General features: G+C 73.9%; 13 protein-coding genes. 7 read left to right on the top strand and 6 right to left on the bottom strand.

Annotated features, from left to right (window positions below):
* Positions 1-10 precede the first annotated feature (10 nt).
* The 6 genes from CO540_RS21270 to CO540_RS21245 form a co-directional block, all read right to left on the bottom strand.
* Positions 11-1,189, bottom strand: coding sequence for a MarP family serine protease (locus tag CO540_RS21270; RefSeq protein ID WP_098748020.1), 1,179 nt, complete (start codon positions 1,187-1,189; stop codon positions 11-13).
* 76 nt (positions 1,190-1,265) lie between these two features.
* The gene (locus CO540_RS21265; protein WP_099163371.1) at positions 1,266-1,958 is read right to left on the bottom strand and encodes a CoA pyrophosphatase; all 693 of its coding nucleotides are present in this window, start codon (positions 1,956-1,958) and stop codon (positions 1,266-1,268) included.
* Positions 1,955-2,560 carry a TlpA disulfide reductase family protein gene (locus CO540_RS21260; RefSeq protein ID WP_099163370.1) on the bottom strand — a complete coding sequence of 202 codons (606 nt, stop codon included), beginning with the start codon at positions 2,558-2,560 and terminating at the stop codon, positions 1,955-1,957. The genes CO540_RS21265 and CO540_RS21260 overlap by 4 nt, the downstream gene beginning before the upstream one ends.
* Positions 2,557-3,336, bottom strand: a complete 780-nt coding sequence (nth, locus tag CO540_RS21255) for an endonuclease III (RefSeq protein ID WP_099163369.1) — start codon at positions 3,334-3,336, stop codon at positions 2,557-2,559. The genes CO540_RS21260 and nth overlap by 4 nt, the downstream gene beginning before the upstream one ends.
* Before the next feature lie 59 nt (positions 3,337-3,395).
* Entirely contained in the window at positions 3,396-4,604 is a 1,209-nt protein-coding gene (locus CO540_RS21250) for a CapA family protein (protein ID WP_099163368.1), read from the bottom strand.
* A 70-nt stretch (positions 4,605-4,674) separates the two neighbouring features.
* Positions 4,675-5,337 carry an adenosylcobinamide amidohydrolase gene (locus CO540_RS21245; protein WP_099164884.1) on the bottom strand — a complete coding sequence of 221 codons (663 nt, stop codon included), beginning with the start codon at positions 5,335-5,337 and terminating at the stop codon, positions 4,675-4,677.
* Between the two features lie 219 nt (positions 5,338-5,556).
* Between CO540_RS21245 and CO540_RS21240 the strand changes: the two genes are divergently transcribed.
* From CO540_RS21240 to CO540_RS21210, 7 genes are all read left to right on the top strand, one after another.
* Positions 5,557-6,234 (top strand): Crp/Fnr family transcriptional regulator, encoded by a 678-nt coding sequence (locus CO540_RS21240; protein ID WP_007073398.1) that lies wholly within the window; start codon positions 5,557-5,559, stop codon positions 6,232-6,234.
* A gap of 112 nt (positions 6,235-6,346) precedes the next feature.
* Positions 6,347-7,090, top strand: a complete 744-nt coding sequence (locus CO540_RS21235; protein WP_099163367.1) for a metallophosphoesterase — start codon at positions 6,347-6,349, stop codon at positions 7,088-7,090.
* 104 nt (positions 7,091-7,194) lie between these two features.
* The gene (locus tag CO540_RS21230) at positions 7,195-7,815 is read left to right on the top strand and encodes a TetR/AcrR family transcriptional regulator (protein WP_099163366.1); all 621 of its coding nucleotides are present in this window, start codon (positions 7,195-7,197) and stop codon (positions 7,813-7,815) included.
* A 32-nt stretch (positions 7,816-7,847) separates the two neighbouring features.
* Positions 7,848-8,642, top strand: coding sequence for a TIGR03084 family metal-binding protein (locus CO540_RS21225; RefSeq protein WP_099163365.1), 795 nt, complete (start codon positions 7,848-7,850; stop codon positions 8,640-8,642).
* On the top strand, positions 8,639-10,315 hold the full coding sequence (locus CO540_RS21220; RefSeq protein ID WP_099163364.1) for an acyclic terpene utilization AtuA family protein: 1,677 nt from the start codon (positions 8,639-8,641) through the stop codon (positions 10,313-10,315). The genes CO540_RS21225 and CO540_RS21220 overlap by 4 nt, the downstream gene beginning before the upstream one ends.
* Positions 10,312-11,481 carry an acyl-CoA dehydrogenase family protein gene (locus CO540_RS21215; RefSeq protein WP_099163363.1) on the top strand — a complete coding sequence of 390 codons (1,170 nt, stop codon included), beginning with the start codon at positions 10,312-10,314 and terminating at the stop codon, positions 11,479-11,481. Before CO540_RS21220 ends, CO540_RS21215 begins: the two co-directional genes overlap by 4 nt.
* Positions 11,478-13,079: an acyl-CoA carboxylase subunit beta gene (locus CO540_RS21210; RefSeq protein ID WP_099163362.1), complete on the top strand. Its 1,602-nt coding sequence runs from the start codon at positions 11,478-11,480 to the stop codon at positions 13,077-13,079. Before CO540_RS21215 ends, CO540_RS21210 begins: the two co-directional genes overlap by 4 nt.
* The last annotated feature ends 8 nt before the right edge of the window (positions 13,080-13,087 follow it).

The following is a 13,087-nucleotide window of genomic DNA, read 5'->3' as shown; positions in this document are numbered from 1 at the left end:
GTCGGCCGGCTCAGGTGCAGTCGCCGGTGCCCACTCCCCGGGTACGCTCCGCGCCCGCCAACGCCACCGACCGCGCCTCGGCCGCGGTCACCGCGAAACCGGTGTTCGGGTCGTCCGCGGCCGCCGCGAAGATCACCCCGAGCACCAGCCCGTTCGACGAGACCAGCGGTCCGCCGGAGTTGCCGCTGCGCACCAGCGCCCGGATGGTGTAGATCTCCCGGGTCACGTCACCGGCGGAGTAGATGTCCGGCCCGGTGATCCGGTCGACGTCGCGGACCCGGGCCGGGCGGGCGTCGTACGGGCCGTCGAGCGGGAAGCCGAGCACGATCGCGTCCGCCCCGCTGCCCGCCTCACCCGCGGCGAAGCGCAGCGACGGCCCGGGCAGGCCGGGCACGTAGAGCACGGCCAGGTCGCGGTTCGGGTCGTAGACGACCACCTCGCCGTCGTACCGCTCGCCGCGCAACTCCACCGCCACCGAACGGGTGCCGGCCACCACGTGCGCGTTGGTCATCACCCGGTCGTCGGCGTAGACGAAGCCGGAACCCTCGATCCGGCGCGAGCAGCTCGGCGCGGAGCCGAGCACCTTGACCACGGACCGCTTGCTGTTCTGCACCACCTGGGAGTTGGCCAGCGCCGGGTCGGGTGGGGACACCTGCCGGGCCGTGGTGCGGTCCAGCCCGTTGAACACGTCGGGGAAGCCGTTGGTGTCGACCGTGTCGCGCAGCGCCGTGGACAGTTCCTGCGCCTGGTCGGGCAGCACACGGTCGACGACGGTGAGCAGCGCGCTGTTCTTGACCGAGGCGGCCAGCCAGGGCACCGAGGAGGAGCCCAGCGGCACCGCGACGAGCCAGGCCACCAGCATGACCGCGATGACGGAGATGAACGCGCCGCCGACGTCGTCGATCTTCTTCCCGGCCGGCCCGGTGATGGCCGCGCGCAGGTTGGAGCCGAGCCAGCCGGCCAGCGCCTGCCCCAGCACGGCGAGCCCGAAGATCGCCACCAGGGAGATCAGGACCCGGGTGCCGCTCGCCGCGAACTGCTGGGCGATCAGCGGGCCGATCTGGAGGCCGAGCAGCGCGCCCAGGAAGAACCCGGAGAACGACAGGGCCCCGATGACGAAGCCCTGGCGGTATCCGCTGATCGCGAACACGAGCATGAGCAGGAGCAGGACGAGATCCACGGCGGACACGCCCCAAGGGTACGGGCACCGGGCCCACGGGAGGCTCAGCGCTCGCTGAACGTGACCTGAGGGTGCGCCCGGGTGATCAGCGCACCCGGGTCTCGTCCGCCGCGTCGGTGCCGGCCGACGGGGCGGGGGTGGCGCCCACCGGCGGCAACTCCACCACCCGGCTGCGCGGCCACGGCCGGGCCCAACCGCCCATCTGCAACAACGTGTCGATCACACCGGCGGTGAAGCCCCAGACCAGCATGCCGCGCACCGAGAAGGCGGGGCCGATCCAGCCGCTGGGATGGCGTACCCGCATGCGGTTGTCCGGGTCGACCAGCTCGGCGACCGGGAGCCGGGCGACGTGCGCGACCTCGGCCGGCTCGCGCGGGTGCACCGGGTGCGGCTCGTGCCACCAGGCGAGCACCGGGGTGACCACGAAGTCGCTGACCGGGATCCAGAGCCGGGGCAGCTCGGCCAGCACGGTGACGCTGCCGGGGTCGAGGCCGACCTCCTCGTTCGCCTCGCGCAGCGCGGTGGCGCGGGCGTCGGCGTCCTCCGGGTCGGCGGCGCCGCCGGGGAAGGCGGGCTGCCCGGCGTGGTTGCGCAGCGTCGCGGCGCGCTGGAGGACCAGCACGTCCGGCCCGGCGTCGGGTTCCTCGCCGAGCAGCACCAGCACGGCGCTCTCCCGGCCGCCGCTGTCCGGGGTGACGATCCGGGTGAAGTCCTCCGCCCGGGCGGTGCCCAGCCGGCCCAGCAGCGGGTCGAACCACGCGGGCGGCCTCCGGGTCACACCGTCACCCCGAGATGGGTGCGGACCAGCTTCGCGAGCCGGTCGTCGTCCAACGCGCCGGTCGCGTCGACGTGCCGGATCCGACCGTCGGCGTCGACCAGGACGGTCAGCGGGAACGCGTTGCGTTCGAGCGAGCGTTGGAATGCGTCACCCTGGTCGACGAGCATCGGGAAACCGACGCCGAAGTCCTCGCCGATGGACTGCGCGCCGCCCCGGCTGTCCCGGCTGTTCACGCCGATCACCTGGAACCGCCCGTCGGCCCGCTCGCTGAGCCGTTGGAAGGCGGGCAGCTCCTTGCGGCACGGGGCGCACCAGGACGCCCACACGTTGATCACCGCCGGGCCCTTGACGTCCCGCACCCGCACCGGCGCGCCGCCGGTGAAGCAGTTGAGGGTCAGGTCGGGCAGCTCGGCGCCGGCGGCGCCGGCCGGGGCCGGGGCGGCCGACGCGGGCGTGACGGTCAGCGGGGCGCAGTCGGCGAACGGCGACGGACGCTCGGCCCGGGTGGCCAGCGCCGGGCCGGCCGGCTCCTCGGCCGTGGCGGTGCAGCCGGCCGCCGCGAGCAGCAGCGGGACGAGCAGGTAGGCGAGCCGGCGCGTCACGGCACGTCCGCCGCGGCCGCCTGCTGCGGCACCAGGTCGGGGTCGAGGCCGACGGCGACCGCCAGGTCCCGCGCGCGGGGGCCCTTCAACAGCTTGGCCGCGGCCGCCGGCTCGGTCGGCCCGGTGCCATAGGCCGGGCAGAGCTTCGCCAGCGTGCACGCGCCGCAGGCGGGCTTGCGGGCGTGGCAGACCCGACGGCCGTGGAAGATGATCCGGTGCGACAGCATCGTCCAGTCGCGCTTCGGGTAGAGCGCCCCGATCGCGTGCTCGATCTTGACCGGGTCGGTCTCGCTGGTCAGCTGCCACCGCTGCACCAGCCGCTGGAAGTGGGTGTCGACGGTGATGCCGGGGACGTCGAAGGCGTTGCCGAGGATCACGTTCGCGGTCTTGCGCCCGATGCCGGGCAGCGTCACCAGGTCGGCCAGCTTGCCCGGCACCTCGCCGTCGTAGCGCTCGCAGAGCGCGCGGCCCAGGTTGATCAGGGAGCTGGTCTTGTTGCGGTAGAACCCGGTGGGCCGGATCAGCTCCTCCAGCTCGCCCCGGTCCGCCCCGGCATAGTCGGCGGCGGTGCGGTAGCGGGCGAACAGCTTCGGCGTGACCTCGTTGACCTTCTTGTCGGTGCACTGGGCGGAGAGGATCGTGGCGACGGCCAACTCCAGCGCGTTGGAGTGGTCGAGTTCACAGTGCGCGTCGGGGTGGGTCTCGGTCAGCACCCGACCGATGCGGCGGGCGCGACGCGTACGACCGAGGTCGGTCTCGGGAGAGCGCGTGGTCACGCCGGCCAGCCTACGTCGCGGGGCCGACGCTCCGGCGGGTCCACGCGGGCGGCGTGCGCTCAGCCACCCGCCGGCGCGCTGATCTTGCCGCTCGGGTCGAGCTTCGCACCGGTGTCCGGGAAGTCGGCCGCGGTCACCTCGCGGACCAGGCCGAGGCCACGGTCCTGCCGGTCGACCGACGGCTTGCCGACGCCGTTCATCGCGGTCGAGGTGAAGGTGCCGCCGACGAAGCGGCCCTCGGCGGTGAGCGACACCTTGAGCACGCCGCCCCAGCCGAGCCGGCCGGCGCTGTTCAGCGACTTCCCGCCGCCGGCGAAGTTGCCCAGGCTGTAGGCGATCAGCCGGCCCTTGTAGAACTCCATGCCCCGCAGCACGTGCGGCCCGTGCCCGATCACCAGGTCCGCGCCGGCGTCGATGACCGCGCGGGAGAAGCGCATCGGGTCGCCGCGGTTCTCGCCGACGTACGTCTCGGTGCCCGGCTTCACCCGGGTGCGGTCGGCGCCCTCGGCGCCCATGTGCACCTGGACCACCACGAGCTGGGCCTGCTCCTTGGCCAACTCGATCACCTGCTTGGCGGCGTCGATGTCGATCAGGCTGTTCGACCAGGGGTACGACGAGAAGCCCACCACGGCCACCTTGACGCCCTTGACGTCGACCACGGTGATCTCGCCCGGCGCCCCGGTGTGCTTGAGCCCGTGCGCCTCCAGCGCCGACTGGGTGTTCTCGTAGCCCTGCTGCCCGTAGTCGTTGCCGTGGTTGTTGGCCTGGTTGAGCAGCTGGAACCCGGCCGAGCGCAGGTGCGCCGCATAGCCGGGGGGCGCCCGGAACTGGTAGCAGTTCTTCGGGTTCGGGCCGCACTTGCCGGCACCCGTGTCGTCGGTGAGCGGCTCCTCCAGGTTGCCCATCACCAGGTCGCCCTTGAGCGCCGACTTCACGTCGTCGAAGAAGCCCTTGCCGCCGTTGGGGGGCAGCCGGTTCGGCGCGTTACCCATGATCACGTCGCCGGTGGCGGTCAGCGAGATCGCCCGGTCGGCCGCACCGTCCGCGGCGGGCTGCTCGGCCGTCGCGGGGGCGGCCGAGCCGGGGGTCCCCCCGCCCTGCCCGGTCTGCCACCGCGGGTCGTCCCCGCCGGAGGTCGAGCAGCCGGCGACCAGGAGGACGGCGAGGAGCGCGGCGAGCCCGGCGAGGCGTCGACCGGGGACGGCGGGACGCGGGCCGGGAGCGGCGGCGCGGCGGGACCAGGGCGCAGAGCGGGCGGAAGCGTACATCGTCGGCGACGCTACCGTCCCGGGATCGCTCCGACGAGGGCCGATCGGTCGGATTACCCGTCGTGGCACGTCAGACCCCCCGCCGGTCGGACCAGGGCACCACGGTGCCGGCGCCGCCCGCCCGGACGGCGGCGTGCACGGCCCGGGCCAGCGGGCCGCCCCAGGTCGAGCGGGGCCCGCCGTACGGGGCCGGGTCGCCGTCGGCGGGGCAGAGCACGGTGACCGCGTCGGTGGGGGTGCCGGTGGCCGGCAGGCCCAGCTCCCAGATCGCCTGCGCCTTCGCCTCGGTGGCCGTGGCCACCGCGTTGACCAGGGCGGCCTCGCCGAGCCGGGCCGGCACGTGCACGACGATGTTGACCGTGCCGACGCGTTGGGCGGGCGGCGCGGGCGCGGGCGCGGCGGCCCACACCGGGGTGCCCAGGCCGACGGTGGCCCAGACCCGGACGCCGCTGTCCGCGCGGTGCACCACCTCGGTCACGTCCACCCCGGTGAGCAGCCCGACGCCGGGCCCGTCCAGGTCGAGGTCGCGGGCCATCTCGGCCAGGTGGGCGGCGGGGTCGTCCCGGTCGTACGACATCGGCACGGTCGCGTTCACCACCCACCGGCGGACGCCGATCCCCCCGCCCAGCGGGGCGGAGCCGACCGCCAGCAGCGGCGCCTCGGACCGCCAGACCAGGAGCGGGATGTCCCAGCCGGTTTCGGACCGGGTGGTCAGGATCGGCGCACAGAGCACGCCGGTCACCCTACGATCGCAGGTGGGAACGGGTGGCGCCGGCCCGGGCCGGAGGCGGGATCCTAGCCGCTCACCAGGTCGGGCAGGTTACGCCCAACGATCAAGATTCCAGGGGTGCACCTCTGATTCCTGCTCATGTGCGCCTAGACTGGCGGCGCGCGAGGGATCAGCGGACGGCGGACCCGGCCGACGGACGGCACGCGCAGGCGGAGGTGCGCGATGGACGAGGTACTGGCCCGCAGCGGGATCTTCCAGGGTGTGGACCCGGAGGCTGCCGAGGCGCTCGCCAAGGAGATGGAGACGATCGAGGTCCGCAAGGGCGAGGTCGTCTTCAACGAGGGCGAGCCCGGAGACAGTCTCTACATCCTTCTGTCCGGCAAGATCAAGGTGGGTCGCCGCGCCGCGGACGGCCGGCAGAACCTGATCGCCGTGATGGGCCCGTCGGACATGGTGGGCGAGCTGTCGCTCTTCGACCCGGGCCCGCGTACGGCGACGGCCACGGCGGTCACCGACACCCGGCTGGTGCGGCTGCGCAAGCAGGCCCTGCGCCCCTGGCTCAACAACCGGCCCGAGATCGCCGAGCAGCTGCTGCGCGTGCTGGCCCGCCGGCTGCGCCGGACCAACGACTCGCTGGCCGACCTGATCTTCACCGACGTGCCGGGCCGGGTCGCCAAGAACCTGCTCCAGATGGCCGGCCGTTTCGGCACCCGGGACGGCGGCGTGCTGCGGGTGACCCACGACCTCACCCAGGAGGAGATCGCCCAGCTCGTCGGCGCCTCCCGGGAGACCGTCAACAAGGCGCTCGCCGACTTCGCCTCGCGCGGTTGGCTGCGCCTGGACGGCAAGAGCATCATCATCCTCGACCCGGAGCGCCTGGCCCGCCGCGCGCGCGTCTGACCTCCGCACCGGCTTTCCCGGCCCGGCCCGCCTCGCGCGGTCCGGGCCGGCGCCGTCTCTGCCCGGCGCAGAATTCCTGGACGGCCCGGCGGTCGGCGGCCAGGCTGGGGCGATGCGTGAACGTGTCGCCGTCCTCTCCGACATCCACGGCGTGCTGCCGGCGCTGGAGGCCGTCCTGGCCGAGCCGGACGTGGCCAGCGCCGACCTGATCGTGCTCACCGGCGACATCGCCGACGGCCCGCAGCCGGTCGAGGTGCTGGATCGGCTCGCCGCGCTCGGTGACCGGGCGTGCTGGGTGGGCGGCAACGGTGAACGTGACCTGGTGGCGGCCCATGCCGGCCGTCCAGCCCCGTACGACGTCTCCAACTGGGCCGCCGCCCAGCTCCGCGACGACCAGGTGGCCCGGCTGGCCGCGCTGCCGCAGCGCGTCACGCTGCCGGTCGCCGGCCTGGGTGAGGTGCTGTTCTGCCACGCGACGCCCCGCGACGACGAGGAGATGGTGCTCGTCGACTCCCGCCTCGACCGCTGGGCCGAGGTCTTCGCCGGCCTCCCCGCCGAGGCCACCACCGTGGTCTGCGGGCACACCCACATGCCGTTCGCGCGGCTGGTCGACCGCCGCCTGGTGGTGAACCCGGGCAGCGTCGGGATGCCGTACGGGGGCGCGGGCGCCTGGTGGGCCCTGCTCGGCCCCGGCGTGCAGCTGCGCCGGACGCCCTTCGACGTGGACGCCGCGTGCGCCCGGATCGCCGCCGGGTCCACCTTTCCCGACGCGGCGGCGTGGGCCGACGAGTACGTCCGCTCCCGCCACTCCGACGCCGACGCCCTCGCCGTCTTCGGGCCCCGCGACGGCCGCTGACCGTTAACAAGGGGCCCTTCCTCTACCGGAGGCGTTAACAAGGGGCCCTTCCTTTCAAAAAAGTCAGGCTTGACTGTTTGTTTCGAGGGCGGCAGGCTGTCCCCGTGCCCGCCGCATCGACCCGCGTCCCTCAGCAGGACCGCAGCCGCGCCACCCAGGCCCGACTGCTGGAGGCGACCGTCGAGTGCCTGGTGGAGCACGGCTGGTCCGGCACCACCACGACGGTGGTGGCGGCCCGCGCGGGCGTCTCCCGGGGCGCCCAGCTGCACCACTACCCGACCAAGGCGGCGTTGGTCACCGCCGCCGTCGCCCACCTGACCGAGCGGCGGGCGGTCGAGCTGCGCACCGAGGCGGAGGCCCTGCCGGCCGGCCCGCGCCGGCTCGACGGGGTGGTCGACCTGCTCGCCGCCGCCTTCACCGGCCCGCTCTTCGTCGCCGCGCTGGAGCTGTGGGTGGCCGCCCGCACCGACGCCGAGCTGCGCGACGCGCTGGTCCCGCTGGAGGCCCGGATCGGCCGCGAGATGCACCGGCTCACCGTCGAGCTGCTCGGCGTGGATGAGCGCCGCCCCGGCGTCCGCGAATCGGTCCAGACCACGCTCGACCTGCTCCGCGGCCTCGGCGTGGCCAACCTGCTCAGCGACGACTCGACCCGCCGCACCACCCTGCTGCACGCCTGGAAGCGCCAGCTCGCCGTGCTGCTCACCGCGGAGGGCGAGCGGCACTGATCCCCTGACGGCCCGTCCCGCCCGGAGGCACCATGGTCGACCTGACAGCACTGCTCGCGGATCTGGCCGCCGAGTCCGAGCAGCTCGACGCGCTCGTCGCGGAACTGCCGCCGGCGGGCTGGGACCGGCCGACACCGGCCCCCGGCTGGACCGTCGCCCATCAGGTCGCGCACCTCGCCTGGACCGACCACGTGGCTCATCTGGCCGCCACCGACGAGTCGGCGTTCTTCGCCTCGGTCACCTCCGCGCCGGACCCGTCCCGTCTGGTCGAGGACGGCGCCGAGTCCTTCCTCGCCCCGCCACCGGCGCTGCTGGCCCGCTGGCGGGCCGGCCGCTCGGCGCTCGCCGACGCGCTCGCCGCGGTCCCGCCCGGGCAGAAGATGCCCTGGTACGGCACGAGCATGTCACCCGCCTCGATGGCCACCGCCCGGCTCATGGAGACGTGGGCGCACGGCGAGGACGTGGCCGACGCGCTCGACGTCCGACGTACCCCGACCGCGCGGCTGCGGCACGTCGCGCATCTCGGCTTCCGTACCCTCGGGCACGGCTTCGCGGCCCACGGCCGCGCGGTGCCCACGGCGCCGGTGCGGGTCGAGCTGACCCCGCCCGCGGGCGGTGAGCCGTGGGTCTTCGGGCCGGCGGACGCGGCCGACCGGGTGACCGGGCCGGCGCTCGACTTCTGCCTGCTGGTCACCCAGCGCCGGCACCGCGCCGACCTGGCCCTGGTCGCGACCGGGCCGGTGGCCGACGAGTGGCTGGACGTGGCCCAGGCGTTCGCCGGCCCGCCCGGCGACAAGCGGGAACCGGCGAGCGGAAAGCCCTCATGAGCGTGCTGCGGGTCGGGAACGCGTCCGGGTTCTACGGCGACCGGTTCGACGCCTGGCGCGAGATGCTCGACGGCGGCGAGCTGGACGTGCTGACCGGTGACTACCTGGCCGAGCTGACCATGTTGATCCTCGGTCGGGACCGGATGCGCGACCCGTCGCTCGGCTACGCCAAGACGTTCCTGCGCCAGGCGGAGGGCGTGCTCGGCACCGCGCTGGAGCGAGGCGTCACGCTGGTCACCAACGCGGGCGGCCTCAACCCGGCGGGGCTGGCCGACGCGATCCGGTCGCTCGGCGACCGGCTCGGCCTCCAGGTGCGGGTCGGGTACGTCGAGGGCGACGCGATCCAGCGGCCGGACGCGCTGACGGCGAACGCGTACCTCGGCGCGTTCGGGATCGCGGCCTGCCTCGACGCGGGCGCGGACGTGGTGGTGACCGGGCGGGTCACCGACGCCTCGCTGGCGGTCGGCCCGGCCATCGCCCGCTTCGGGTGGACCCGCGACGACCTCGACGCGCTGGCCGGGGCGACCGTGGCCGGGCACCTGATCGAGTGCGGGGCGCAGGTCACCGGCGGCAACTTCAGCTTCTTCACCGAGCTGCCGGACGGCGGGCGCCGCCCCGGCTTCCCGATCGCCGAGCTGCACCCGGACGGCTCCTCGGTGCTCACCAAGCACCCGGGCACCGGTGGCGCGGTGACCGTCGAGACGGTCACCGCGCAGCTGCTCTACGAGGTGGGCGGGCCGGACTACCTCGGGCCGGACGTGGTGACCCGGTTGGACACGGTGCGGCTGGACCGGGAGGGCCCGGACCGGGTACGCGTCACCGGGGTGCGCGGCACACCGCCGCCGGACACGCTGAAGGTGGGCGTCAACAACCTCGGCGGTTTCCGCAACTCGATGACGTTCGTCCTGTGCGGGCTGGACGTGCCGGCCAAGGCGGCCCTGGTCCGCAGCCAGATCGAGGAGTCGGTCGGCACCGAGGGGCTGGAGTTCACGCTGGCCCGCACCGACCACCCGGACGTCGGCGACACCGAGGCGGCGAGCGCGCTGCTGCACGTCCACCTGCGCGACGGCGACAGGTCGCGGGCCGGGCGGGCGTTCTCGGCGGCGGCGGTGGAACTGGCGCTGGCCTCCTATCCGGGCTGCACGCTGACCACACTGCCCGGCGACGCCACGCCGTACGGGGTGTTCACCGCCGACACCATCGCGCAGGACGCGGTGGAGCACGTCGCGGTGCTTCCCTCCGGCGAGCGCGTGCCGGTCCCGCCGCCGACCGTGACGAGCGGTTTGCAGGGGGCCCCTTTACAACACGAGGCGTTAACAAGGGGCCCTTCCTTGCACGCCACCCGGCGGGGGCCGCTGGGTGAGCTGGTGGGGGCGCGGTCGGGGGACAAGGGTGGCGACGCCAACCTCGGCGTCTGGGCCCGCACGGACACGACCTGGGCCTGGCTGCGCGGCTGGCTCACCGTGGAGCGGCTGTCCGAGCTGTTGCCGGAGACCGCGCCGCTGACCGTCGAGCGGTACGAGCTGCCGAACCTGCGCGCGGTCAACTTCGTGATCCGAGGGCTGCTCGGCCAGGGCGTGGCCGCCTCCACCCGGTTCGACCCGCAGGCCAAGGCGCTCGGTGAGCTGCTGCGCTCCCGGGTGGTCGACCTGCCGGCGGAGGTGCCGGCATGACCATCGTGGACACCCCCGAACGCCGCCAGCTGCGCGAGCTGACCCGCTCCTTCGTCACCCGCGAGGTGCTGCCCCACCTGGCCGGGTGGGAGCGGGCCGGCGAGGTGCCCCGGTCGCTGCACGAGACCGCCGCGAAGATCGGGCTGCTGGGCATCGGCTTCCCCGAGTCGGTCGGCGGCAGCGGCGGCGACCTGCTCGACTCGATCGTGGTCACCGAGGAGATCATCCGCTCGGGCGGTTCGTCCGGGCTGATCGCCGCCCTGTTCACCCACGGCATCGCGCTCCCGCACATCGTCGCCGCCTGCGGCGACACAGCCGGCTCGGGCGTCGGCGGTCCGCAGCATCTGATCGAGAGGTACGTGCGGCCCACTTTGGCCGGGACCATGATCGGCGCGCTGGCGATCACCGAGCCGGACGGCGGTTCGGACGTCGCCGGCATCCGCACCTGCGCGGTCCGGGACGGCGACCACTACGTGGTGAACGGCGCGAAGACCTACATCACCAGCGGGATCAGGGCGGACTTCGTGACCACCGCGGTCTGCACCGACTTCCCCGGGTCGGGCTCGCTGAACCTGCTCGTGATCGACAAGGGCTCGCCCGGGTTCACCGTGGGTCGGCGGCTGGAGAAGCTCGGCTGGCACTGCTCGGACACCGCCGAACTGTCCTTCGTCGACGTGCGGGTGCCGGTGGCGAACCGGATCGGCCCGGAGGACACCGGCTTCCTCGCCATCATGCAGCAGTTCGCCACCGAGCGGCTCTCGCTGGCCACCCAGGCGTACGCGACCGCGCAACGCTGCGTCGACCTGGCCGTGCGGTGGTGCCGGGACCGCTCCACGTTCGGCCGCCCGCTCGCCGGGCGGCAGCTCGTCCGGCACCGGCTGGCCGAGATGCACACCCGCGCCGAGGCGGCCCGGGCGTACGTGCACGAGGTGGCCGAGCGGGTGGCCGCCGGACAACCGGTGGTGACCGAGGTGGCGATGGCGAAGAACGTGGCGGTGGCCGCCTGCGACCAGGTGGTCGACGCCGCGCTGCAACTGCACGGCGGCTTCGGCTACCTGCGCGACGCCGAGGTGGAGCGGCACTACCGGGACGCCCGCATCCTCGGCATCGGCGGCGGCACCACCGAGATCATGAATGAGATCATCGCGAAGGGCATGGGCCTGTGACTGTCCTGCAGAGCACGATCGACACATCCGCGCCGGCCTTCACCGCCAACCGGGAGGCGCTGCGGGAACGCCTAGCCGAACTGGAGACCGCGCTCGACCAGGCCCGGGCCGGTGGCGGCGAGAAGTACGTGACCCGCCACCACGGGCGCGGCAAGCTGCTCCCCCGGGAGCGGATCGAGCTGCTGCTCGACCCGGACAGCCCGTTCCTGGAGCTGTCGCCGGTGGCCGCGTACGGCACCGACTTCCCGGTCGGCGCCAGCACCGTGACCGGTATCGGCGTGGTCGAGGGCGTGGAGTGCCTGATCGTGGCGAACGACCCGACCGTACGCGGCGGCGCGATCAACCCGTGGTCGCTGGCGAAGACGCGGCGGGCGGGCGAGATCGCGCTGGCCAACCGGCTGCCGATGGTGAACCTGGTCGAGTCCGCCGGCGCCGACCTGCCCACCCAGGCGGAGATCTTCATTCCCGGCGGGCGGGTGTTCCGCGACCTGACCCGGCTCTCCGCGGCGAAGATCCCCACGGTCAGCGTGGTGTTCGGCAATGCGACCGCCGGCGGCGCGTACGTGCCGGGCATGTCGGACTTCACCATCATGATCCGGGACCGGTCGCAGGTCTACCTGGCCGGGCCGCCGCTGGTGAAGATGGCCACCGGCGAGGTCACCGACGACGAGTCGCTGGGTGGCGCGACGATGCACGCCACCACGTCCGGCCTGGCCGACTTCCTCGCCGAGGACGAGCGGGACGGCATCCGCCTGGCCCGGCAGTGCGTCCGCCGGCTCAACTGGCGCAAGCACGGGCCGCCGCCGCGCACCCCCCACCCGCTGCCACCCCGGTACGACCCGGAGGAGCTGCTCGGCATCGCCAGCGCCGACCTGAAGGTGCCGTTCGACCCGCGCGAGGTGCTGGCCCGGGTGCTCGACGACAGCGCGTTCGACGAGTTCAAGCCCGGCTACGGCACCGCGTTGGTCACCGGCTGGGGTGAGCTGCACGGCTGGCCGGTCGGCGTGCTGGCGAACGCCCGGGGCGTGCTGTTCAGCGCCGAGGCGCAGAAGGCGGCCCAGTTCATCCAGCTCGCCAACGCGGCCGACACCCCGCTGGTCTTCCTCCAGAACACCACCGGCTACATGGTCGGCACCGAGTACGAGCAGCGCGGCATCATCAAGCACGGCGCCCTGATGATCAACGCGGTGTCGAACTCGACGGTGCCGCACCTGACGGTCAACCTGGGTGCCTCCTACGGCGCCGGCAACTACGGCATGTGCGGCCGGGCGTACGAGCCGAGGTTCCTGTTCACCTGGCCGAACGCGAAGTCGGCGGTGATGGGACCGGCGCAGCTCGCCGGCGTGCTGTCGATCGTGGCCCGGCAGGCCGCCGCCGCCCGGGGCCGCGAGTACGACGAGGACACCGACACCGCCATGCGGATGATGGTCGAGCAGCAGATCGAGTCGCAGTCCGGGGCGCTGTTCCTCTCCGGCCGGCTCTACGACGACGGGGTGATCGACCCCCGGGACACCCGTACCGTCCTCGGGCTCTGCCTGTCGGCGATCCACAACGGACCGGTGAAGGGCGCCGACGGTTTCGGCGTCTTCCGGATGTGAGGGGACAG

This window comes from Micromonospora sp. WMMA2032, assembly GCF_002688545.1.
In the GTDB taxonomy this organism is placed as follows: domain Bacteria; phylum Actinomycetota; class Actinomycetes; order Mycobacteriales; family Micromonosporaceae; genus Micromonospora; species Micromonospora sediminicola.
Note: the sequence above shows the minus strand (reverse complement) of the source record. Positions and strands in the feature narration are given on the sequence as shown.